The following is a 21,969-nucleotide window of genomic DNA, read 5'->3' as shown; positions in this document are numbered from 1 at the left end:
GGTGCGGCCGTCGGTTCGCTCGTCGTCATCTCAGCCTCCTGCGGTCTGCAGCACACTGCACGCCCCACACGCCGCGCATCCGGCCTTCTGGTCCGTGCCGAGCATGTCGGCTCGACGTAGCTCCGCTGCCACGCGCCGGGTCACGTCCTCGAGGACCGCCGCGGTCGGCGGGCTCGCACGGTCGACGTCGACGGCCAGGGTTCCCGCGAGCGGCCGGAACGGCACCACGAACGGGTACACGCCCATGGCGATGAGTTCCGCCGCACCCGAGACCAATTCGTCCGGGTCTTCGCCCAGTCCGACGAGTAGATACGTGGAGACCTGGTTACGGCCGAACACTCGCACTGCTTCGGCCCAGGCTGCCCGGTAGTCGGACAGCGGCACGGTGGACTTTCCCGGCATCCATCGAGCACGCACTCGGTCGTCGAGCGACTCGACGTGGATGCCGATCGCATCGGCTCCCGCGTCGCGTAGCTCGCTCAGAGTCGCCAGGTCGCCGGGGGGCTCGCACTGCACCTGGATCGGAAGGGTCGGCACCGCTTGCTTGACGGCTCGCACACAGCGGGCGAGGTGCCTTGCACCACGGTCTTTTCCGGCCGAGGTGCCGGTGGTCATCACCAGTTGCCGGATACCGTCGAGCCGCACTGCCGCCTCGGCGACCTCGGCGAGCTGATCCGGTCGCTTGACGGCGATCGTGTTGCCGGACGCGAGAGATGCCTCGACCGAACAGAATCGGCACCGTTGGTCTTCGCCGTAGCGAATGCAGGTCTGCACCACCGTGGTCGCCAGCACATCCTTTCCGTGCAGTCTGGCGATCTGCTGGTACTCCACGCCGTCGGCGGTGCGCAGGTCGTAGAAAAGGGGTCGGCGCACCGGTTCGACGGTCACGCCGAGATCGGTGCCCTCGTAGAGCAGCCGATCGGCACGAATCGTGTATGGGCTCTCCGGGCGGAGGGGGATGGCAGCGCCGGCACCCCCGAACAGCACATGACCGTCGTCGCTGGGGCCGGCACCGGAACGGCGCTGCACCGGCACATCGACGCGGATGCCCAAGAGTGCGAGATCTACTCGCGTGGATACCTCGGTCATGACGGTCGGCCTACAGTTGGTAGGTGGAGTTGATGATGGCGCCCTTGCGGGCGTAGTGGATCAGCGCGTCCTGCACGTCCAGGGGATGCGCCGGGATCACACCTTCGATGAGGTCCTCCTCGCGGGCACCGTGCAAGGCGAGACCGAACCGGCAGGCGAACACCTTCCCGCCCTCCTTGATGAAGGTGGCGAGGGCCTCGTTGATGTTCTGCTCACCGGGGAACCCGCTGTCGCCGGTGGTCGGAAAGCCGCGGGTGGCAAGGCAGTTGATCGCGCCGGGACCGTAGAAGTAGATGGCGGATTCGAAACCCTTGCGGAGTGCGCGCGTCGCCTGCAGGATGGCCACGAAACTCACCGACGATTCATGGGCGATGCCGTGAACCAGCGTGAAATAGGTTTCCCCTGCCTCCGCCTGATAGTCGGGAAAGATCTTGGTGCCGCCGTAGATACTGGTGCCCTTCGGCAGGGCCGGGTGCGGGATTTCGGCGAGCGATTTCGCGATGTTCTCCTCGATCGCCTTGTCGATCTCAGAGGTCGATGTGGTGGGTGCCGACATGGTTCGTCTCCTGGGCGTGGTCGGTGGAAATTCGGTGATTGGCAGTGCGCCCGTTGGTGTCCGGGTGGTCACCGATGGACCAAGTTCACGCTCGGCGTGTTGCCGGTTGGTCACCTCGGGAAAAATTGGAGGTTTCCGGATGCTCACCACGCACGTTTATGAACGGGATCACTAATCCCACTGTGACACAACATAATTGGCTACACTGTCAGCGTGTCGCGGTGCGGCCTGGGTTGGTGCGAAGTCGATGCGGTGTAATCGTCGTCCTGGACTTTTGGGGTTTCTGTTAATCGCATCGACCCAGTGCCCCTTCGATTCGAAACATAGACGAAACCGTTACTGGGCGGTACCAATCGCTGACGGACTCGACCTGACCGGCAATCGATAGCTACCCGGTCGCCACCTCCGTAGAGCTGGCCGAAGCCGTCGGGCGCGTAGTGATCACGAGGTTGTGACCGGTCCTGGCGGCGGCTACGTCCGTGCTGGTCGATTCGGACGCTACGCCAATGGCGCGCCGTGCTGGTCGATGTCGCGGGTGTGTCTGCTATGCGAGCCGGGTTATCTCCACGACGACTTCGAGGTCGGTCGAGCCGCTGCCGGAGAAGATGCCCTTCAGCGGCGGCACGTCGGCGTAGTCGCGGCCGACGCCGATGGAGGCGTGCTGTTCGCCGATGGCGATGTTGTTCGTCGGGTCGTAACCCCACCAGCCACCGGTCCACGCCTCGATCCAGGCGTGCGACTGACCGGCCACGGTCCGGCCGATCTCCACCGCGGGCTGGGGGTGCAGGTAACCCGACACATAGCGGCTCGGAATGCCCATGCTGCGCAACAACACCAGGGTCAGGTGTGCGTAATCCTGGCAGACGCCTTGCCGTTCGGCGAACGCCTGTACCGCCGAGGTTTGCACCGAGGTGGTGCCGGCGATGTAATCCATCTCGCTGTGCACCCATTCGGCGGCGCGCACGACGGCTTTCGCGGGCTCCACGCCGCGCGCGAGCTGCCGCGCGACCGAGGCCAGCCGCCGATCCCGCGGCACATACCCGGTGGGCGAGAGCAGTTCATCGAACCGGTCGGCGACGACGTCGTTGTGCAGTTCCGCCCAGGACAGCTCGTCGGCGGGACCGGCGAACGGCTCGGTCTCCACCACCGAGGAGCCGGTGACCTCCAGTTCGGTGTGCGGGGCGTGCAGATCGAACGCCGTCACCGCGGTACCCCAGTAGTCGGTGTAGCGGTAGGACCGCGTCGACGGCACGGTTTCGACGCGGTTCAGGATCACGTTCTGCCGGCTGTCGGCACGCGGCGTCAGCCGGGCCTCGTTGAACGACCGGGTGACCGGGGCGTCGTAGACATATCCGGTGGTGTGCACCACCCGCATCCGCCAGCTCACACTTCCTCCGCCCGCCGATCGTGGCTGCTGCGCAGATCCGTCCACGCCACCCAGGGGGCGGCGTGGAAGTACTGCATCGAAATGGCCTCGCTCACCTCGCGGCATGTCATCTGGAGCAGCAGCAGCCGGGTCTGCAAATCCTCGAGCAGGATTCCGGGCGGCAGGAACTCCAGTTCACTGCGGCCGCGGCCGAGCAGCCGCTGCGCCTCGTGCCGGGCGGCGAAGCGGCTGTTGGGGCGCTGATCCAGTTCCCGCAGGCATTTCTCGGCCACTCGCAGCGAGTGGAACACCGAGCGCGGGAAAAGCCGGTCCAGCAGGATGAATTCGGCGACCAGATTGGCATCCAGCGCGCCGCGATGGGTGCGCAGATAACTGTCGTGCGCGCCGGCGGAGCGCAGCACCGTGACCCAGGCGGGCGAGGACGTGCGGTCACCGGCACGCGACAGCAGCAGCCGCACCGTCATGTCCACGCGTTCGATGGATCGGCCGAGCAGCAGGAAGCGGTAGCCGTCGTCGCGGCTGAGCGTGGAATCGGACAGGCCGGCGAACATGGCGGCCCGGCCCTTGATGTAGCGGAAGAACTCGTGCGGGCCCAGCGCCCGCGCCGCGGTCTCGGCCGCGGCCAGGCCGTTGTAGGTGGCGTTGAGGCATTCCCACATCTCGCTCGACGTGACTTCGCGTGCGCCGCGCGCGTTTTCGCGGGCCTTCGCGATCGAGTCGATAATGGAGCCGCCGTGTTCCTGGCTGAACGCGACCAGATTCGTCACCGACCAGACGTCGAGCTCCTGCCCGTCCGCCGGTTCGATGCCCAGGACCCGCAACAGCACGCGCGAGGTGCGGTCCGGGTCGACGGTGGCGTCCTCCAGCAGCTGGTGGACGGCGACGTCCAGGATCCTGGCGGTATCGTCGGCACGTTCGACGTAGCGGCCGATCCAATAGAGGGATTCGGCATTGCGGGCCAGCATATTTCGCTCACCGACTCTCTCACCCTTGCTGTTGTTGCTGTTGTTGCTGGTTGGCCTGGTTGGCGGTGAGTTCCCGGCCCAGCTCCCGTTGCTGCGCTTCGGCGGGCTCGCCGACCAGCTCCACGCCCGCCAGCTCGCGTGCCGCCGCCGAGGTGCGCGGTGCGAGCACCCAGGTGTCCTTGCTGCCGCCGCCCTGGCTGGAATTCACCACCAGCGATCCCTCCGGCAGTGCCACCCGGGTCAGCCCGCCGGGCAGCACCCACACCCCGTCGCCGTCGTTGACCGCGAAGGGCCGCAGGTCGACGTGGCGCGGCAGCAGCTCGTTGCCGATCTTGGTGGGCACCGTGGACAACTGCACCACGGGCTGCGCGATCCACCCCCGCGGATTCGCCCGGATCTTGCGGCGAGTGGCCGCCAGCTCCTTCGCGGTCGCGTCCGGGCCGATCACTATGCCGTAGCCGCCGGAACCCTCCACCGGCTTGATCACCAGCTCGCCGATACGATCGAGCACCTGCTCACGCTCCTCCGGCAGCCAGCAGCGCAGCGTGTCGACATTCGGCAGGATCGGCTTCTCACCCAGGTAGTACTCGATGATCGTCGGCACATAGGTGTAGGTGAGCTTGTCGTCGCCGACGCCGTTGCCGACCGCATTGGCGATGACCACATTGCCGGCGCGGGCGGCGTTGACGATGCCCGCGACCCCGAGCACCGAATCCGGCCGCAGATGCATCGGGTCCAGGAACGCGTCGTCGATGCGGCGGTAGATGACGTCGACCTGCCGCTCGCCCGCCGTCGTCCGCATGTACACCACGTTGTCGCGGCAGAACAGGTCGCGGCCCTCCACCAGCTCCACACCCATCTGCCGGGCCAGCAGGGAATGTTCGAAGTAGGCGGAGTTGTGGACGCCCGGGGTCAGCACCACCACCGTCGGGTCGGCCTCGTTCGGCGCGGCGGCCGAGCGCAGGGCCCGCAGCAGGTGACTCGGATAGTCGCCGACGGCGTGCACGCGGTGGGAGAAGAACAGATCCGGGAAGACCCGCGCCATCGTGCGCCGGTTCTCCATCACATACGACACGCCCGATGGAGAGCGCAGATTGTCCTCCAGCACCCGGAACTCACCGCGCTCGTCGCGGATCAGATCGATACCGGCGACATGGATCCGCACCCCGTTCGGCGGCACGATACCGGCGGCCTCGCGGTGGAAGTGCTGACAGGAGGTGACCAGCCGCTTCGGGATCACTCGGTCGCGCAGGATGGTCTGTTCGCCGTACACGTCGGCGAGGAACAGTTCGAGCGCCGTCACCCGCTGGGCGATACCGCGCTCGAGTTTGCTCCACTCCGGCGCCGCGATCACCCGCGGCACCAGATCGAGCGGGAAGGGCCGCTCCTGGCCCGACAGCGAGAACGTGATGCCCTGGTCGATGAACGCGCGGCCGAGCGCCTCGGCCCGGCCCGCCAAATCCGCCACATCGATCGGGGCCAGCGCGGAGAATATGCCGCGATAGGGGGTGCGCACCCGGCCCGTGGCGTCGAACATCTCGTCGTAGGCCCGGTCGTAGCGGCCAGGACGATAATCCTCGAACACTCCCGCACGACTGCCGCGCACTCCCGCGGACGACGGCGGCGTGGGCACGGCGGCGGTGGGAGTCATTCGAACAGCGTGCAACAGCCAGCGGCACACACTGTGAGACGCATGTAAATTTCTTGCGCACGCTGGGCCCGCTGCCGGGCGATTTCCGGTCGTACCGGCCCGCCTGGCAGTCTCGATCGTCGGCGCAGCGCTACACCTTCCGCGCCCGGATCGTCGCGAGCGCGCCCCCAGACTTTGCACCGAGCAATACCCACCACCTAGCCAAGGAACACGAGGAACAGGCGTCGTCAACATCAAGTCCCAGCTGAAGCGGATCCGTACCAACGAGGGGGCCTGGCAGCGCAACCAGTCGGTCAAGTCCGCGCTGCGCACTTCGATCCGCAAGTTCCGCGAGGCCGCCGCGACAGGCGAGAAGGACCAGGCGCTGGAGCTGCTGCCTGCCCGTCGCGAGCCGCGGCCTGGACAAGGCCGCCTCCAAGGGTGCCATCCACGCCAACCAGGCCGCGAATAAGAAGTCGGCGCTCTCGCTGGCCTACAACAAGCTGGGCTGAGCTCCTCCACCTCTCCGGGACTTCAGCGGACGAGTGAGTGCCGCGAGAGTTGCGTTGCGGCCCGGCGGTTGTGTGGGAGTTGATTTCTGGGCGTGCCCTGGGAGTTACCAGTGTGCTCCCTGAACGCATCGCCACTGGTGATGGTGCCGACAGTACCGTGTGTTTTGTGACCAATTGCCATTAGTCGTCACAAATTCGGCCGACGTGTGTAGGGCGGTGCTGCATGACGCGGTGTGCTGGTCTCGCCCGGTCGGGCCGGGCTGGTGGCGGTATACGGTGCCGCCGGGAACCCCGAGTTCACGCGGAGCGGTCGGCGCACGTTTCCTGACCGCCGAAAGTGAGTGTAAGGCGTTGTGCGGCATGGTGGATGGCTGGGTCGTAGGGAGTGCCGTGATGCCAGCAGGCCCAGATGACGCGGAGCCAGGCGCGGGCGACGATGCGGGTGGCATGCGGGTTGCGTTTGCCGCGTGCGCGGGCATTACTGTAAAGCTCTGCAGCCCACGGTGATTGCATGCGAGCGTTGTGCGCGAAGGCGGTGATGGCTTTGCGGGCCCGGGTGTTGGCTGCCCAGCGGAAGTAGACTCCGCTGGTCTTGCCCGAGGCTTTGGTAACCGGGGTGACGCCGCATTCGGCGCCGGCTTGGTCGACTGTGTCGACGCGGTCGAGGATCGGACCGATCTCGGCGAGCAATTGGGCCAGGTCGATAGTGCCGACGCCAGGGAGCGCGGCCAGCAGTTGGGCTCTCGGGTGCTCGTCGACGCGTTGCCTGATCAGGTTTTTCAGATCGGCAATGGCGGTTTGGATGCCGCGCAGCAACTGGACTTGAGTTCCGATCATCAGTGCCAGAGTGTCGGTGGGTAGCTGGGCGGCCGGAACGGCAGCGGCGTGTAACCGGGCCAGCAGCAGCGCGGCGGGTTTTCCGCCGCGGTAGGAGTTCCTGCGTAGGAATGCGGCCATGCGGACCTCGCCGAGCCTCGCCGCCGATTGGGGTGTGGGGTAGGCGGTGAGGAAGGCCAGCGCGATAGGCGAGGCCAACGAACAGAACAGGTTCTTGGGGCCTGGCCAGTAGTTGTCCAGCAGAGATGCGAGCTGGTTGATCGCGGCGGTGCGGGCCTGAACCCGGTCGTCTCGGAGCCGGATGAGTGCCTGCAGTTCGCGCAGGCCGACATCGACCGGGTCGAGCCGACGCAGCCGGTGTCCGTCGGTGCGCAGGTAGTCGGCGAGTTTGTAGCTGTCGCCGGGATCGGATTTGGCGCCCGAGGCTCCCCATCGTGGCCGCGCGGCATGAAACGCGGTCGGATGCACCGGCACGACCGGATATCCGGCAGCCAGCAAGCGGTCGACGATCAGCCCACTGGTCCGCTCGATGATCACCGGCAGGTCGGCGGGATCACCGTGACGCGTTAAACGAGCCGATGTCGTCGTCCACGCTTGCTCGGTGTGACTGAACGCCCAGCGATCCAGGACGCAACCGCGGTCATCGATGACTGTCACGTCATGGGTCTTACTCGCCCAATCCCAGCCGACGAACGGCATGCACAGCCTCCAGAGAGTTTCGCTGGTCAGGCCCTCGTCAGTCGAGGCTCCGGAGCCGGTTCCTCATTGTTCGGCCCTCGATGGGGCATGTCCCTGACACTGGTCATCGGAGCCTCGGCGCACCAGGAGTGGCAGTACTCAAACTGGCCATCCGATGCGGCGCGGCAACGTGGCCATCTCCTGGTGCTGACCGAGGACCACGATCCGATCATCGGACCGCACCATCAATACTCACCCAATGAGGGAGCGGATGAATCTCGGGTTTGGTCTTGCCTTCGGTGGTGCGGCGGGCGACGTAGTCGCGGGTTCTCCCGTCGTAGCGCAGGCGCACGATCACTGCGGGGTGCAGGGCCTGGTTGGCTTGTCGATCACCGCCGCGGTGGAGGCGATGACGGACAGTCTTGCCAGAGGACGCTGGGATCGGAGCGACCCCGCAGAGGCGAGCGAAGGCCGCCTCGCTGATCAGTCGCCGAGGGTTGTCGCCAATCGAAATCACCAGTGCCGCAGCAGTATCAGGGCGGAGAGCGAAGATGTTCAGGGTTTCCGGAGCGACCTGCTCAAGCAGTCGATGCAAGTGTCGTTCTAGCAGGTCGGCTTGCTCGTGTGCCTGATTGACTCGTCCGGCGAGTGAGCGCAACGCCAGCTTGGTCGCCTGAAGTGGATCGGCGAGGCGGGCGGGGTCGGGCCTGAATGCGGTGCAGGTGGCCAGCAGTTGGGCGCGAGCCAGGCCGCGCAGCTGACTGCGTAGCGTTTCCGGGCTGGTCGTGATCAGGCCGCGCAGCGCGTTGAGTGCGGCGGTGGCGGTTTTGACCGCGTTGTTGCGTGCCACGCGTAGCGCGCGGACGGATTCGATCGCGCCGTTGCGCATTTTCGGTGCGGTAACGCCGGACTCGTCGAGGAGCCGCCGCGCTGCAGCGTAGGCGTCGATGGTGTCGGTCTTGCCGTGGGAGCGGCGTAGCCTGCGGTTCGGGCGGGCCACCTCGGCAACGTCGTGGCCGCGGTCGTGCAGGTAGCGCGACAGCCCAATCCGCTGGCGCCAACCTGGTGACACTCTCGCGTCGCCTCTCACGAATCACCAGGCCAGCGGGGCAATCGCCACACCGCTGCGTACCGGCATGCCCAACGTAACCCCTGGTCGGCAAACCCGTGGAACGAACGTCGAACACGATTGCAGGTCTGCGGTGGCGTGTTCGTTGCGGGGATTCGCCGGAGGTGCAAATAACATGCTCGAATGCGCACCGCGCTGGGTAGAGATGTCGGCACCGACCTGCCGGCCACGGCGTGAACGTGAGCACCGCGCGGCCCCGGCGCCGACCGCAGCTCGCGGGTGACCGACTGCGGCCGTTGCAGTCTCACCGCAGGCGAACGTGGTCAGCGGTGAAGCGAGTTGTGATGTCCGCTGTGTTCTGGCAGGCGGTGATCGGGCTCGCCACCGCGGTTGCCGCGATCACGGCAGTGGTCATCTCATCGCGCAGCCTGGCCGCGAACAACGAGCAGTTCCAGGCGCAGCAGCAGCGGTAACAGCAGCAGCAGGCCAGCGAGCGCTCGCGGTCGCCGCCGCGCATCGTTACCAGTGCCGCGACCTCGGCAGCCAGCTCGGCATCCGGCACAAGTCGTGTGGAAGGTCCTCGACGCTGTCACCGCGTGGTAGGGCGTAGGGCAGCAGGCCGTGCTCGCTGCCGAACAGACGCGCCCACGGGTGGCCAGGGTCGCGGCCGGTTACTCCCACGCCGCGAACGCCCCGACTCCCAGCTCGATGAGTTGATCGCGGAACTGGGCCGCGAGCTCGCGGTATTCATCGCGGGGAAACGCGCCTTCTGATCCATCCCCCGGCCGTGCTCGACGGACTGACCAGTCAGAGCCGACGAATCCTGGAGGAATCGCTGTGACTATCCAAAGCGCTGCTCAGACTGCGGTCACCGCAGACACCTTAGCTGCGGCCCAATTGCTGTTGGCCCAGATGGGCATCACCGCCGCCGACCTCGTCGACACCGCACCAGCAGCCCCGACCTTCGCTGAGGTGATCCCGCGTGTGCGGGCACGTCTGTCGGCGGGTACCGCGCGTACCTACGGGAATTCGGTCTGCTCGAATCGCGTTGGCCGGAACGGTCTTTGACCGAGCCCACCCGCCACGAACTCGAAGAACTTGCGTACACGGTGCAGTCGACTGCCCGCACCAACCGCGCGTCTCGAGGCGGGACCAGCGCGGTCGAGCATTTCGTGTCCGCGGTGCGCTGTATCTACCGCTATGTCGAGGAAGCTGGATGGGTTCGGCCACAAGACAATCCGGCACGGCGGTTGCCGACTCCGTCGCGTCGGTCATCGCATCGGTATGCGATCCCGTCGGGTCAGGTCGCCGAGATCTGCCAGGTCGCCGCCACATCCGGCGACGATCCCGAACTCGACTTTCTGATCCTGCGGTTCCACCTCGAGACCGCATGCCGTCGCGGCGGTGCGCTGGCGTTGCGACCACAGGATCTCGATCGCGACCAGTGCTTGGTGTTCCTGCGGGAGAAGGGTGGCTCGGATCGTTGGAAGCCGGTGTCACCGACACAGATGCGGCACCTGAACGACTGGGGACGGATCAGCGAGTCACTGCCCTGGGTGGCCACGCAATGTGTTACCGCCCACTGGCTGCGTCACACCACGTTGACCTGGGTCGAACGAACTTTCAGCTATGCCGTGGCCCGTGCTTTCGCCGGACACCGTGGCAACAGTTCCGGCACTCCCGACACATACGTCAAATCTCACCTGCACGAAGTCGCCGCCGCACTGGCGGTCCTCACCGGTGAGCCGCACCCTCTCGCGCGCGGCGTCGGGCACACGGTAGCAACTCCGACCCGCGATCTCCGACTCACTGAATCGACCTTCCGACCGCGTGATAGCGCTGAGGGCGGTCCGATTGGTTGCTCAACCGACCGCCCCCGGCTTCACTCGCTCAGGTGCGCATCGACGGCGTGGAATCCAAGTGCGCTGGCTGGCGCGGTTCATGCACAGTGACTTCTGCTGTTCGGCCGGTGCCAGTGTCCGTTGCCATTTGATGTGACGCAGAAGATGGGTCGTGAGCGGCCGTGCGCCAAGTATGGAGGGGTGTCAGCCGGACATTTTGCCGAGGACCGTGCGGGAACTAGATCAAGGCCGGGTGCAGGCATGGTCGCGATTGAACGAGCCGGCGCTTCCGGTGCCGGTGGGGAGGCTGCGGGTGGCGTCTGCGTATGCCTCGCCTGGGGTCGACCCTTTACCGAAGCCCACGATCGGGAACCCTGCGACGATCGCGAGCGGACTCGTTACGACTGCACCGCAGCCGTTCGCGAACGTCACCATCATCCGGCAGTCGATGATGCCTTGACCCTTGCACGCTCGGTCGGCGGCTTGAATGGCGTCGGCTTCCGTCGGGTGGTTGACCGAAAACGCGTAGACATTGCCCCACACGCTGAGGGAAACGGCGCCCCAGTTGACCGGGTCGGCGGCGGCGGGCGGTGCCGCGAGGACGGCCGCGGCGCTCACCGAGAGCGCGGCGGCCGCAAAGAACTTGTTGAGCATGTGGTGTGTGCTTCCTCTGCGCGCCGACTAGGTGCGGCGATCGCATGGAAGATACCGCAGCGCATGGACGCGAGGTCGCCCCAAAAGTCTTGGGGTCACGGCAAAGACCGTCACGAACTGCGGCGTTCGTGAGGGCCGAGATCGATGGGGCTCGCGCGCCACTGATGGCCCGTGCCGGCCGCGGCCGCCACGCTGACCGATTCACCGACAAACCGCGCCAGAATTGACCAGCACAACCATGATGAGTGTTCGCCGTAGCCGTTGCACGACAGAGGCGCCGGATGCTCACGCGGTGATGAGCAACCCGAGACTTTTGGGGTTGTGCTGTTCGTGAGCTTTGCAGCGGAAGGCGGGAGCAGTCGCTAGAAGCGCAGTTCTCGTATCGTGTTGGGGTCGATTCCGTGGCGTGCGTAGATCTTGATCGTGTTTTCGCCGGTGAGGTCTGCTTCGGTATAGCCGAGGTGTGCCGGGGGCCAGACCACGACCACGGCGACGGCGTCCGGGCGGTGCTGGGCGCACCAGCGGCGGGGGCGGGCCAGAATCGAACTGGTGGCCAGGTACTTGCGGGTCCTGTCCAGGTCTTCGTGGCGGATGCGTTCCATTCCGACCTACCCGTCCGGCCCGGACGCCGGTTCCCGCAATGCCATCACCACCAGTGACCGGTGTGGCGGTTCCGGCAACCTGGCCAACGCCTCGGCGATGAATCGGCCGGGATCATCAACAAGCGACACGACAAGCCTCCTCGATCACTAGGACAGGGGCGTGCCTCGCCCACAGCGGGTGAGACGCAGCGAGGAACGGGCACGCACAGAGCGGCGCGGGTCGCGCGACGGTGGCTGAATCACCAGAGAGCGCGGGGCGGGGACGGTGGACGTGCCCTGGAGGGGGACGGGCGCATCCACCATCGCGCCTCGGCGCCGGGTGAAGCAGCGGCCAACAGCCCAGCCCGGGCAGCATCGAGCTTCGACCGACGGAAAAGCGAAAGTGACTATCACCCCGGCGAACCCCGAACCCCTGCAGGCAGCCTAGCCCCGCCACCCACCCGGAACCACAGGAGACGCCCATATCGAAACGCGCACCAGACGAGGAAGATGCAGGCGGCCACCGCGCGAGTTCTGCGTCAGTGCCAGCCGGTGGTGCGGGTGGCGGCGTAGGTCAACCCGTCGGTGATGGTGCGCTCGGCCTCCGCCGCGGTGAACCCCTCGACGCCGACATGGATGTGCGCGGCGTCGGCGAGCACCGCGTGGGCGTGGTCGAGGTCGAGCAGTCCGGCGCCGACGAGCCGCCCCAAGGAGTTGGCCGCCAACAGCAGCGTGCGATGCCGCACCCCCGGGTAGGCGTTACGAAATTCGGTGCCGTGGCGGTATATCGGCCGGAAGGTGGATGTCCGGTCGACGTATTCGATGGTGCAGATCTTCGACCGCGGCGAGTTGATCGCCACGCATGTGCGCAAACCGTTCGGCAAGCAGTCCGACCTGTCGCACTATCCGCCGGAGAAGATCGCCTTCGCGATGAAGGGCCCGACCTGGTGCCGCCAACGAGCCTCCGAGATCGGTGAGGCAACCGTCGCGGTGGTCGCCGAATTACTCAGCGAGAACGCGCTGTTCCGGCTCCGCGCCGCCCAGGGCGTGCTCGGGTTGGCCGACCGTCACGGCGAATCCCGGCTCGAATTGGCGTGCGCCAAAGCGATCGCCGTCGGGGATCCGTCCTATCGGACCATCAAGGGCATCCTCGCCGCCGGCCTGGAAGCCGATCCGCCGCCGCCGAGCAGCGGCGATGGAGGCGCCGCGGCGTTCTTGCATGGTCCTTCGCGGCTGTTCGGGAACGTGTTGGCGCTGCCCAACCCGGACAACCCGGCCGCGATCCGCGCCACCACGAACGCCGCGATGGACACCACCGCGGCGGAGGCCGACCGCGGTGACGCGGCCGATGACGAACACGGCCAAGGGGTGTCGGCATGATCGTTGATGTCGCCCTGGAACAGGCGCTGCGGACAGCTCAAGCTGTCCGGGATGTTGCAGACCCTCGAGTCCCGGCTGGCCCAGGCCCGCGCCGGTGACCTCGGGCATATCGAGTTCCTGCAGGTCTTGTGTCACGACGAGATCGCCCGCCGCGAATCACAAGCCATCGCCCGCCGCATCCGCCGCGCCCACTTCGAACAGCAGGTCACCCTCGAGGAATTCGACTTCACCGCCAGCCCGAAACTGCCCGCCGCGCAGATCCGCGATCTCGCGGCGCTGCGGTGGCTGACCGCCGGCGAGTCGGTAGTCCTCTATGGCCCGGTCGGGGTGGGCAAAACACATGTGGCACAAGGTTTCGGCCATCTGGCGATCCGCCAGGGCGCCGAAGTCCGGTTCACCAAGACCAGCCGGCTGCTGGCTACCCTCGCCGGCGGTCATGCTGACCGGACCTGGGACAAACGCCTGGCCGAATTCGTCCGGCCCACCGTGCTGATCCTGGACGACTTCGGCATGCGCGAGCTGACCGCGCCCCAGGCCGACGACCTCTACGAACTCATCTCCGAACGATCCACCTCCGGCGGCTCGCTCGTCCTGACCTCGAACAGATCACCCGTCGATTGGTACCCACTGTTCCCCAATCCCGTGGTCGCCGAATCACTCCTGGACCGGCTCATCAACACCAGCCACCAAGTGTTCATGAACGGACCCTCCTACCGCCCGAACAAACGACCCGGTGGCAAGGACCAACCCAAGACGCTGAAGAAGGAGGTCGGGTAGAAGATCAATCAGGACCCACCACCTGCGGAATTACGTGAACACAGGCACCGGGAAATACGTGAACGCCGACAGACGCCGAGACTATGTCGATGTTGTTGGACACGTAGTAGTTGGGATCGGGGAACAAGGTGCTGTTGGTCGCGGGCGGGTCGGTGTTCGAGGTATTGGAACTCGAAGACGACGAGCACGCGATCGTGCAGACTGTGCTCGAGGCGCCCAGCAAGCATGTCGGCCCCTACTGGTGGCACTCGACCGTCCATGGACTACGCGAGAACGGCCAGGGGCAGACCACCTATCAGGTCAGCCCTCCTACAACCGCCTGACAGTGCCCACGGCGTGTGCCGCGCGCCGCCAAGTTACTGCCAGCGGCCTGGTCTGGGTTTCGGTTGCCGCGATCTGGTCATGGCAGCGCGCCCAGACGATGAACAACGCGGCCGCCGTTAGATAGGGATCTCGTCGATCGGAGGCAGCTGCTGTTCGTGACGGTGGGTGAACGGTTCGATCTCGAGGTTGACCATGAGGATGGCAACGTATTCCGAGTCGTCCCCGTGCATGACGTTCGGCGCGTATCGGCGGCCGTGCACCGCATGCAGTAGTTGGGAGGACTTCGGCACGATCACGTCACGATCATCGCCAATCGCTGTTCGGTCCACCACGGCTCCAACCGCCTTGTCGATCTCCTTCAGGGTGATCTCCATGTGGATGTCGTCGGCTCCATCGAAGATCAACGTTTTGCCCGGTTCGAAGGAGAACTCGCGACGCTTGTTCATCGACATGGTGATCGAGTTGTACTTCACTCTTGCCTTCTGGCGAATATCCGTACCGGGGCCGCCGAAGGGGGAAATGCCACCACCAGGCAGAACACTGTCGCCAGGAACCCCCGCTGGGACAGGCTGCACAATCGGTTCGGCGCCTTTGTAGATTCGTGCGGACACATCCACATTGTCGGGGTCTTGCCTCGAGTACCACGGAACCTCAATGCCAGCGAGGCCGCCGGCGGTCAGGTACAGGGCGTGGATGTACTTCAGCCGGGCGCTGGTCTTTCGGACCTTCCGGTTCAGCCTGTGGGTGACTGTGGCCATATCGAAGGTGGCTTCGATCGCGTAGTGGTCGGACACGTCGATGCCGCTGTCGGGGCTGAGTTCGGGTTTGACCACGCGTATCTTCTTGATGTGCGCGGTGACGCGTTCGCCTTGGTCGAGCAGAACCAGATCGAGTCGCGTGCCTTCTGTGCCGCGCTCTTTGCTTTTCATGGAGAGCGTGCCCACCTGGTAGGTGCTCTTCTTGTCACTGGTGATGCCGGTCTTCCGTTCTTCGTTTACCGGCAGCCACATCTGGTATTCCGGCCATAGGTCGCGGGCCTCGGGCAGGTTCTTGTGCAGGGTCTCGCGGCCGGTTTGTGTGTTGGCGTTGAGGTTGAAGTCGCCGACGACGATCACCGGTAAGTCGAGGTCACGAACACCCAGGATCCAGGAGTCCAGGTGCCGCAACTGTGCTTCACGCTTGTCCTTCGCGCCGCTGCCGACACCGGGGCCGAAGGGGTCGGGACACGAGGTGGAATTGCCGTCCTGCAGGTGGGTGCCGATCACGCAGAACTCCGGCCCGTCGCTGGGGGCGACCCGTACCATCACAGCACCCTTATTGGCCAGGCAATCGACGCCGCAGCAGGACCGGAAGATTGTGGCCCGAACCTCACGGATCGGGTGACGGCTAAGAACAAGCAGACCGCCGTCTTCCTCTTCGAACAACAGGACCCCATCAGATTCGTTGGGGCCGGCGGCACTGTAAGGGTATATGGACTTGAGGGCCTTCTTCAGCTCGGCGCGGTCCTGATTGACCATCAACTCGGCAAGCACCACCACGTCGGCCCCGGATTCCGCGACCGCACGTGCCACCGCGTGGCGTTGCGCGACGCGGCCACGACCCTTATAGGCAAGACCGTGCAGGTCTTGGTGGCCGAAAGCCACGTCGACGCCGATTAGAGCGGTGTTGTAGAACATGACCGAGCGGCGCTTCTCGGCAATCGAGGTGATTGTGCCGCCCTCGAAAGTGCTCTGCGTCGTGTTCCCTGTCACGTCCGGCACGCCGACGGGGTAACCGAACGGCCCGAACTCCTGACCGGACCTGGTCCACAACTCGTACACCCCGCCGCGCGGCACTATTCCCATGACTTTCTTGCCGTCGTCGTGCTCGTACTGGTAGATGATCCCCTTGGTGAAGATCTGGGACTTCCCACCGATTCGGTTGGTCGACTCGGTGTTGCTGGATTCTTCACCGATCAGCTGTGTGATCGTCCGCTTGAGAAGCGAATCGACCGCAGCGAATCCGACCCCCTTGAGGGACTTTTCCAACCGCTTCCACCAGTCTTCGGAAAACACATTGATGTCGTTCGTAGGCACGGTCAGGGCTCCCTTCCAGCACTGAGTCTTCGCTTTCCGATCCGCCGGGCTGAGCCCTGAGTCCGGTACGTGAATCATCGAAGGTATCGGAGGAAGTGTTTCACCGGCCACGAGAAATCTTCAAAAAATTTTCGCCGACCGAGCAGGGCGGTCGACCAACTTATCGAATCAGTCTCTGGGTTCTTTGCCTCGGAGGTGTTTGGCATTCCATTGTGGAGCGAGCTATTTCACCGTAGATATGTCTATTGTAATTTTAAATATTTGATAAGGAACGGGGCTCCACCCCTGACATGTAGTGGAATCTCGTGTACGAGGCTTTCAGCGCTGCCATACTTTGATGCGCAGATCTTTCCCGCTCGGGCAGCTGAGTCGCCACAAGGACTGACAGGAGCCCTGCCATGCCGACCGATCGCTTACGGATCGCCGCCTACAACGTCGAGAATCTGTTCTCCCGGCCACGCGTCATGAGTGCCGCCGAACCAGTCGCCGCCGAAATCCTCGATGCTCACGCACGAGTAAACGAGTTGTTCGAGCACGAAACCTACAGCGCAGCAGACAAAGCCGAAATCCTCACGTTGCTGAAGAAACTGCGGCTACTGCTCGACGACGGAGATCCAGAGCGAAAGAACACCTTCGCGGTCCTGCGCAAGATCCGCGGCCAGCTCCTCAAACGCCCCCACGGCGGCGGCGAGGACGACGTCACGGTCGTGGCGGATGGGCGGTCGGACTGGGTGGGGTGGGTGGATCTGATCAAAGATCGCATCGACGCGCTCGCCATCACCCACACCGCCAGGGTCATCCGGGAAGTCGGCGCCGACATCGTCAGCGTCATCGAGGCCGAAGACCGAATCACCCTGCGCCGCTTCAGCGAAACCCTGATCCCCAACGGTGACTCGCCCCGCTACCCGCACGTGATGCTGATCGACGGCAACGACAACCGCGGTATCGACGTCGGCATCCTCTCCACCGACCAGTACCCGATACTCGACATCCGCTCCCATGTCGACGACGGCCCGTTCGGTAACCGCGTCTTCAGCCGCGACTGCCCCGAATACCGCTTCACCTTTCCCGAGGGCAGCAGCCTGGCCGGCCAGCCGCTGCTGGTGCTGGTCAATCACCTGAAAAGCAAGTTCGGCACCCACCAAGCCTCCAGCGACAAACGTCGCCGCAGACAAGCCGAAGCCGTCGCCGACATCTACCGGAAGCGACGCGACGAAGGTATCGAGAACGTAGTGGTGCTGGGCGATTCAACGACACCCCCGACAGCAACCCGTTGCAGCCCCTGCTCGCTGATACGGATCTCACCGATATCGCCGAGGTCTCGAACTTCGACGATGGCGACCCCGACGAAGACCGCCCTGGAACCTTCGGCAACGGCGCCAAGAGCAACAAGATCGACTATCAGCTGCTGTCACCGAACTTGTTCGATCGCGCAACAGGCGGCGGAATTTTCCGCAAAGGCGTGTCGGGCGGCGCTCACGGCACGCTGTTCCCGCACTTCGACACCATGACCAGCAAGGTGCATGCCGCCTCCGACCACGCCGCAATCTACGCCGATATCGACATCTCATGACCGCAACTGTCTTTGCGGTCGTCGCGCTCGGCGCGCCGCGCGGCGTCCTCAGCTGCCTGGCGACGGGCTTGAACCCCAGCCACTGGGAGTGTCCGATTAGCCCGACACTCCGGGCCTAGCTGTCTTGCCCACCATCGGTTTGGACGGAATTCTCATTCTGTTGCTCTATCGCCTGGAAAGCGTGGGCGAGATTACTGCGGGTGGTCAGGGTATGGGGGTGGGCGGCGCCCAGTATCCGCTCGAAGCCAGCGAGCGCCCGCTCCAGCAGTGGGATCGCCTCGGTCAACCGGCCAGCCGACTCGTAGGCGCCCGCGAGGTTGTTGCAAGTGACCAGGGTTTCAGGGTGGTCGGGCCCGAGGACGCGCTCGCGGCCGGTGAGGATCCGCTCCAGCAGCGAGATCGCCTCGGTCAACCTGTCCGCAGCCTCGTACAAATCAGCGAGATGATTCCGGGCGGCCAGAATTTCGGGGTCGTCGGGGCCGAGCATTCGCTCGGCGTCGGTGAGGGTCTGCTCGAGGAGCGGGATCGCCTCTGTGGTCCGGCCTACCGACTCGTAGGCGCCCGCAAGCTCGCCGCGGATGGTCAAGATTTCGGGATGGTCGGGGTCGGACATCCGCTCGAGATCGGCGAGAGCTTGCTCCAGCAGCGGGATCGCCTCGGTCGACCGGCCCGCCGACTGGTAGGCAGCGACGAGGTTACTACGCGTGGTCAGGGTGTCGCGATGCTCGGGGCCGAGCACCCGCTGTAAGTCGGTGAGGGTCCGCTCGAGGAGCGGGATCGTCTCTGTGGTCCGGCCTACCGACTCGTAGGCGCCCGCAAGTTTCCCACGGGCGGTGAGCGTATGGGGGTGGTCGGGCCCGAGCACCCGCTCGAGATCAGCGAGAGCTTGCTCCAGCAGCGGGATCGCCTCGGTCGACCGGCCCGCCGACTGGTAGGCAGCGGCGAGGTTGGTGCGGGTGGTCAAGGTTTGGGAGTGGTCGGGGCCGAGTACCCGCTCGAAGTCGGCGAGGGTCCGTTCGTGCAACGGAATTGCCTCTGTGGTCCGGCCCTCCGACTCGTAGGTATTGGCGAGGTTGCCGCGGGTGCCCACCGTATAGGGGTGGTCGGGGCCGAGTACCCGCTCGAAGTCGGCGAGGGTCCGTTCGTGCAACGGGATCGCCTCTGTGGTCCGGCCCGCCGACTGGTAGGCAGTGGCGAGGTTGCTACGGATGACCAAGGTCTCGGGGCGGTCGGGGCCGAGCACTCGCTCGGCGTCGACGAGGGCCCGCTCATACAGGGGAATCGCTTCAACGGGCTGATCCGCCTCCAGATAAGCAGCGGCGACGTCACTGCGAGTAGTCAGCGTGTCGGGGTGATCAGGGCCGAGCACCCGCTCGGCGTCGGTGAAAGTCCGTTGAGCGAAGACGGTGGCGCGCTGCAGGTCCACAGCAGCGATCAACTGGCGGGTGGCCCATGTCAGTGCGTTCACGGTCCGGATTTGCAGAGCGTGGGGCAGTGATGAGGATCTGCGACGCCGTAGCCATCCTCCGCGGGGAGGTTCCGGCGCGCTGAAGTTGATCAAGCTTTTGTGGCGGATAGCTTCGATCTGGTCGACCAGGTGCGCACCTTCGGCGCGCCGCACCCACCCCTCTGCCCGGCTGAACAGCCTTGGTTCGATCACATCGAGTGCACGTAGTACGAGGACACCGGTGTCGTCGTTCGCGCGGGCGCGTTCGAGCAGGACACGAGCGATGAGCCGGTGAGCGAGCAGGGTCTGCCCAGTAGTGGACCAACTCAGCAAGAATCGGCGCACGCAGTGCGCGATCGCTTCGTCGACGTGCTCATTCAGATGAGGATCCGGATGGATGAGCAGAGTTCGGTCGACACCGGAGGCAGCCAGGATGGCGAACAACCCGAGCAGCCAGCCGACCACCTGGTCCCGCTGCCGATTGTCGGTGGGGGCTTCGGCGGCTTCGATGGCCAGCAGCAGGGTCCGGTCCACGCTCCAGCGGTATTCCTGGCCTACACGGGGTTGTAGGGCTTGGGGCAGCGGCTTCGCTCGGAGCCGTTGCAGATAAGCCGGGTAGGTCAGGCGGGGACCGGACGGTGGCCTGATAGCGGCGGCCGCGGCGGCCAGCGCCAGGGGCAGGTATCCGAGTTCCTGGGCGAGGGTGTTCTCGCCGTCGGGGTCGTCGGTGATTCCGGTGGCCTCGCGCAGGAATGCGCGGGCCTGCTCAGAGGTATAGCCGGTGCCGGCGTCGACGACCAGCGGCGTCAGCGCGGTCATGGCCTGGTTGGTGGTGGTGATCACGACCCGGGAGCCGCCGTGGACCGGCAGAACCTCGCGAATCAACTCCACGTGCTCGGCGTTGTCGAACACCAGCAGGTGCTTCCCGGTGTTGGAGCCGAGGTAATCGCGCAGCAGGCGAGCCGATTCGCGAGTGTCCCCATCGGGGCTGGTGACACCGAAGCGGTCAGCGATCGCGGCGAGCCCGGTGTAGAGGGTCTCAGGGGTTTCGGCGTTGATCCAGGCCACCAGCCCCTCGCGCTTGGCCAGGATCCGGCGGGCGTAAGCGGCGGCCAGGTGGGTCTTGCCGGCTCCCCGCATGCCGGTGACGACCACTGCGATCCGCTCACCGGCCAAACCTGTTTCCAGATCATCGATCTGCGCGCGCTCGATGAAGTGCTCCGGCTCCTGCGGGACCAGCCCCGACACCCCCACCCCGGAGCCCGCCAAGGGCGAGGGACGCGCCCGTGCTTTCGTCGCGCTGCCCTCGTAGTAGTGGTTCGTGGTGACCTCGACATTGCCGCGCGCCGACACCTTCCGAAGGGACGCTGCCGTGGCCGGGCCGATGGGCTCGCGGGCACTGCTCATGGGTGTGAGGCATCACCGCGACGGGGCTGGCCGGCGTCGATGTTCTTGAATTCCAGATCCCCGCCGAAACGCCCCTTGTCCACCTCGACCCCGGTGCCTGGGGCGCGAACCCCATCGGCCCGAAAGCCACCTCCGGATTTGATCTTCCGCAAGAAGACGCCCCTGGCCGGCTGCGAGTCAGCGGAGGACTGGGCCAGCTGCATCCACAGCGACGCGGCGAATACCCCGGCGGTCAACACCGCCACGGCCACCCACACCCACACCGAATGACCACCACCGGTCGCGTAGTTCACCGCCACCGCCAGCCCCGTCGACAACAACGCGGTCAACGCCGTGGGCGCCACCACCCGCGACACCGTCTGTCCTGAAAACACACCGACCTCCCACCCGAACGGCACCGAACCACAGTCCACCGATCCTCACAGCACCACACCCCGAAAACCACCCCCCGGATCGCTACATAAGAAGCACCGCACCGCAACCCATTTCATTCCGGACGGTCGCTTAGAAATCGGCGCTGCGGGTGCCCGTAGACCCGGATCGGCACACCACCATCGCCAACGACCTGCATACAGCCCGATAATCGTGGTTATCTGGCAATAGCTCGTCTACGGCAGATTGTGGGCGCGTATGACGCTGGGCCGTATCGGGCAAGATTTTTCGGTGCCTGGTGCTCGGCTGTCGATCAACTCGCGGACCGCTTTCGATGGACCCGGGGCGGCCTTGTGACACCGGTCACTGATGGAACCTGTTGTGCCGCAGCATCGTCCAAGAGCAGTGAAGGAGATGCCTTCAAACCAACGGAGGGGACGACATGCGAACCATTTCGGCCGGGCGGCGACTTGTCACAACAATCGCGCTGACGGCTGCGTGCATCGCGGGCGCATCAACAGCCGGGGTCGGCATCGCACAGGCGGAGACACCGACGATTGCGGCCGAACCCGTCGACGCGGCACACCCGCAGTGGCAGTTCGAACTCACCGCCAAGTGGACCGTGACTTTGTCCTGCTACTTCGAGAATCTGGACCGGACCGACGCCACCGGCCCAGAGAAGTACACCGGGACGGGAAAGACCAAGGACGCGGCCGAGAAAGATGCCTGGAACAAGGCGCAAGCGGCTGCGCCCAAGGGGCGGAAGGTTAAGCACTGCCGCGTCGAGAGCTCATCGAAGAAATAGCAGGAAGGTT

General features: G+C 65.4%; 20 protein-coding genes and 2 pseudogenes. 8 read left to right on the top strand and 14 right to left on the bottom strand.

All coding sequences use genetic code 11. The annotated features are described in order from the left end of the window. Positions 1-30: 30 nt before the first annotated feature. From ACL03I_RS33035 to ACL03I_RS33015, 5 genes are all read right to left on the bottom strand, one after another. Positions 31-1,089, bottom strand: a complete 1,059-nt coding sequence (locus ACL03I_RS33035; protein ID WP_364438508.1) for an MSMEG_0568 family radical SAM protein — start codon at positions 1,087-1,089, stop codon at positions 31-33. Between the two features lie 10 nt (positions 1,090-1,099). Next, positions 1,100-1,645, bottom strand: a complete 546-nt coding sequence (locus ACL03I_RS33030; RefSeq protein WP_039804722.1) for an MSMEG_0572/Sll0783 family nitrogen starvation response protein — start codon at positions 1,643-1,645, stop codon at positions 1,100-1,102. A 544-nt stretch (positions 1,646-2,189) separates the two neighbouring features. Beyond that, complete coding sequence (locus ACL03I_RS33025; protein WP_357725746.1) at positions 2,190-3,020, bottom strand: transglutaminase family protein; 831 nt, start codon at positions 3,018-3,020, stop codon at positions 2,190-2,192. A gap of 8 nt (positions 3,021-3,028) precedes the next feature. Beyond that, positions 3,029-3,997: an alpha-E domain-containing protein gene (locus tag ACL03I_RS33020; RefSeq protein WP_412807893.1), complete on the bottom strand. Its 969-nt coding sequence runs from the start codon at positions 3,995-3,997 to the stop codon at positions 3,029-3,031. A gap of 19 nt (positions 3,998-4,016) precedes the next feature. Next, a complete protein-coding gene (locus tag ACL03I_RS33015; protein ID WP_412807892.1) occupies positions 4,017-5,648 on the bottom strand; it encodes a circularly permuted type 2 ATP-grasp protein in 1,632 nt (543 codons plus the stop codon). Positions 5,649-5,880: 232 nt separating this feature from the next. Here ACL03I_RS33015 and rpsT point away from each other — a divergent pair. Further along, a pseudogene (gene rpsT / locus ACL03I_RS33010) lies at positions 5,881-6,139 on the top strand (30S ribosomal protein S20). Positions 6,140-6,436: 297 nt separating this feature from the next. Here the strand turns inward: rpsT and ACL03I_RS33005 are convergent. Both ACL03I_RS33005 and ACL03I_RS33000 read right to left on the bottom strand, forming a co-directional pair. Then, on the bottom strand, positions 6,437-7,675 hold the full coding sequence (locus tag ACL03I_RS33005; protein ID WP_412807891.1) for an IS110 family RNA-guided transposase: 1,239 nt from the start codon (positions 7,673-7,675) through the stop codon (positions 6,437-6,439). A 208-nt stretch (positions 7,676-7,883) separates the two neighbouring features. Further along, positions 7,884-8,726 (bottom strand): transposase, encoded by an 843-nt coding sequence (locus ACL03I_RS33000; RefSeq protein ID WP_412807890.1) that lies wholly within the window; start codon positions 8,724-8,726, stop codon positions 7,884-7,886. Positions 8,727-9,067: 341 nt separating this feature from the next. On the opposite strand from ACL03I_RS33000, the gene ACL03I_RS32995 reads away from it, so the two are divergent. Then, entirely contained in the window at positions 9,068-9,196 is a 129-nt protein-coding gene (locus ACL03I_RS32995; protein ID WP_412807889.1) for a hypothetical protein, read from the top strand. Between the two features lie 699 nt (positions 9,197-9,895). After that, positions 9,896-10,675: a tyrosine-type recombinase/integrase gene (locus tag ACL03I_RS32990; RefSeq protein ID WP_412807888.1), complete on the top strand. Its 780-nt coding sequence runs from the start codon at positions 9,896-9,898 to the stop codon at positions 10,673-10,675. Between the two features lie 132 nt (positions 10,676-10,807). Here the strand turns inward: ACL03I_RS32990 and ACL03I_RS32985 are convergent, their stop codons facing one another. The 4 genes from ACL03I_RS32985 to ACL03I_RS32970 form a co-directional block, all read right to left on the bottom strand. Continuing rightward, a complete protein-coding gene (locus ACL03I_RS32985) occupies positions 10,808-11,218 on the bottom strand; it encodes a DUF4189 domain-containing protein (RefSeq protein ID WP_379250872.1) in 411 nt (136 codons plus the stop codon). A 362-nt stretch (positions 11,219-11,580) separates the two neighbouring features. After that, positions 11,581-11,820: a hypothetical protein gene (locus tag ACL03I_RS32980; RefSeq protein WP_412807887.1), complete on the bottom strand. Its 240-nt coding sequence runs from the start codon at positions 11,818-11,820 to the stop codon at positions 11,581-11,583. A 6-nt stretch (positions 11,821-11,826) separates the two neighbouring features. Further along, entirely contained in the window at positions 11,827-11,949 is a 123-nt protein-coding gene (locus ACL03I_RS32975; RefSeq protein ID WP_379250868.1) for a hypothetical protein, read from the bottom strand. A 389-nt stretch (positions 11,950-12,338) separates the two neighbouring features. Then, positions 12,339-12,659 (bottom strand): hypothetical protein, encoded by a 321-nt coding sequence (locus ACL03I_RS32970; RefSeq protein ID WP_412807940.1) that lies wholly within the window; start codon positions 12,657-12,659, stop codon positions 12,339-12,341. Between ACL03I_RS32970 and ACL03I_RS32965 the strand changes: the two genes are divergently transcribed. The 3 genes and pseudogenes from ACL03I_RS32965 to ACL03I_RS32955 all read left to right on the top strand — a co-directional run bounded on the left by ACL03I_RS32965 (position 12,571) and on the right by ACL03I_RS32955 (position 14,279). Continuing rightward, entirely contained in the window at positions 12,571-13,179 is a 609-nt protein-coding gene (locus ACL03I_RS32965; RefSeq protein ID WP_412807886.1) for a Mu transposase domain-containing protein, read from the top strand. The genes ACL03I_RS32970 and ACL03I_RS32965 overlap by 89 nt on opposite strands. Then, positions 13,176-13,956: pseudogene (gene istB, locus ACL03I_RS32960) on the top strand (IS21-like element helper ATPase IstB). The gene ACL03I_RS32965 and the pseudogene istB overlap by 4 nt, the downstream one beginning before the upstream one ends. 110 nt (positions 13,957-14,066) lie before the next feature. Further along, the gene (locus ACL03I_RS32955) at positions 14,067-14,279 is read left to right on the top strand and encodes a hypothetical protein (RefSeq protein ID WP_412807884.1); all 213 of its coding nucleotides are present in this window, start codon (positions 14,067-14,069) and stop codon (positions 14,277-14,279) included. 117 nt (positions 14,280-14,396) lie between these two features. Here the strand turns inward: ACL03I_RS32955 and ACL03I_RS32950 are convergent, their stop codons facing one another. Further along, positions 14,397-16,355, bottom strand: coding sequence for an endonuclease/exonuclease/phosphatase family protein (locus tag ACL03I_RS32950; RefSeq protein ID WP_412807883.1), 1,959 nt, complete (start codon positions 16,353-16,355; stop codon positions 14,397-14,399). A 398-nt stretch (positions 16,356-16,753) separates the two neighbouring features. On the opposite strand from ACL03I_RS32950, the gene ACL03I_RS32945 reads away from it, so the two are divergent. Next, entirely contained in the window at positions 16,754-17,866 is a 1,113-nt protein-coding gene (locus ACL03I_RS32945) for an endonuclease/exonuclease/phosphatase family protein (protein WP_412807882.1), read from the top strand. Between the two features lie 177 nt (positions 17,867-18,043). On the opposite strand, the gene ACL03I_RS32940 is transcribed toward ACL03I_RS32945, so the two are convergent. Together ACL03I_RS32940 and ACL03I_RS32935 are read right to left on the bottom strand one after the other, a co-directional pair. Next, a complete protein-coding gene (locus ACL03I_RS32940) occupies positions 18,044-20,782 on the bottom strand; it encodes a tetratricopeptide repeat protein (RefSeq protein ID WP_412807881.1) in 2,739 nt (912 codons plus the stop codon). After that, a complete protein-coding gene (locus tag ACL03I_RS32935) occupies positions 20,779-21,156 on the bottom strand; it encodes a hypothetical protein (protein WP_412807880.1) in 378 nt (125 codons plus the stop codon). Before ACL03I_RS32935 ends, ACL03I_RS32940 begins: the two co-directional genes overlap by 4 nt. A gap of 440 nt (positions 21,157-21,596) precedes the next feature. Here ACL03I_RS32935 and ACL03I_RS32930 point away from each other — a divergent pair, with 440 nt between their 5' ends. After that, on the top strand, positions 21,597-21,959 hold the full coding sequence (locus ACL03I_RS32930) for a hypothetical protein (protein ID WP_412807879.1): 363 nt from the start codon (positions 21,597-21,599) through the stop codon (positions 21,957-21,959). The last annotated feature ends 10 nt before the right edge of the window (positions 21,960-21,969 follow it).

Origin of the sequence: Nocardia sichangensis, from assembly GCF_047200615.1 — a bacterium.
Lineage (GTDB): Bacteria > Actinomycetota > Actinomycetes > Mycobacteriales > Mycobacteriaceae > Nocardia > Nocardia sichangensis.
The sequence above is the reverse complement of the archived record's forward strand: the minus strand, read 5'-3'. Positions and strand labels throughout refer to the sequence as shown.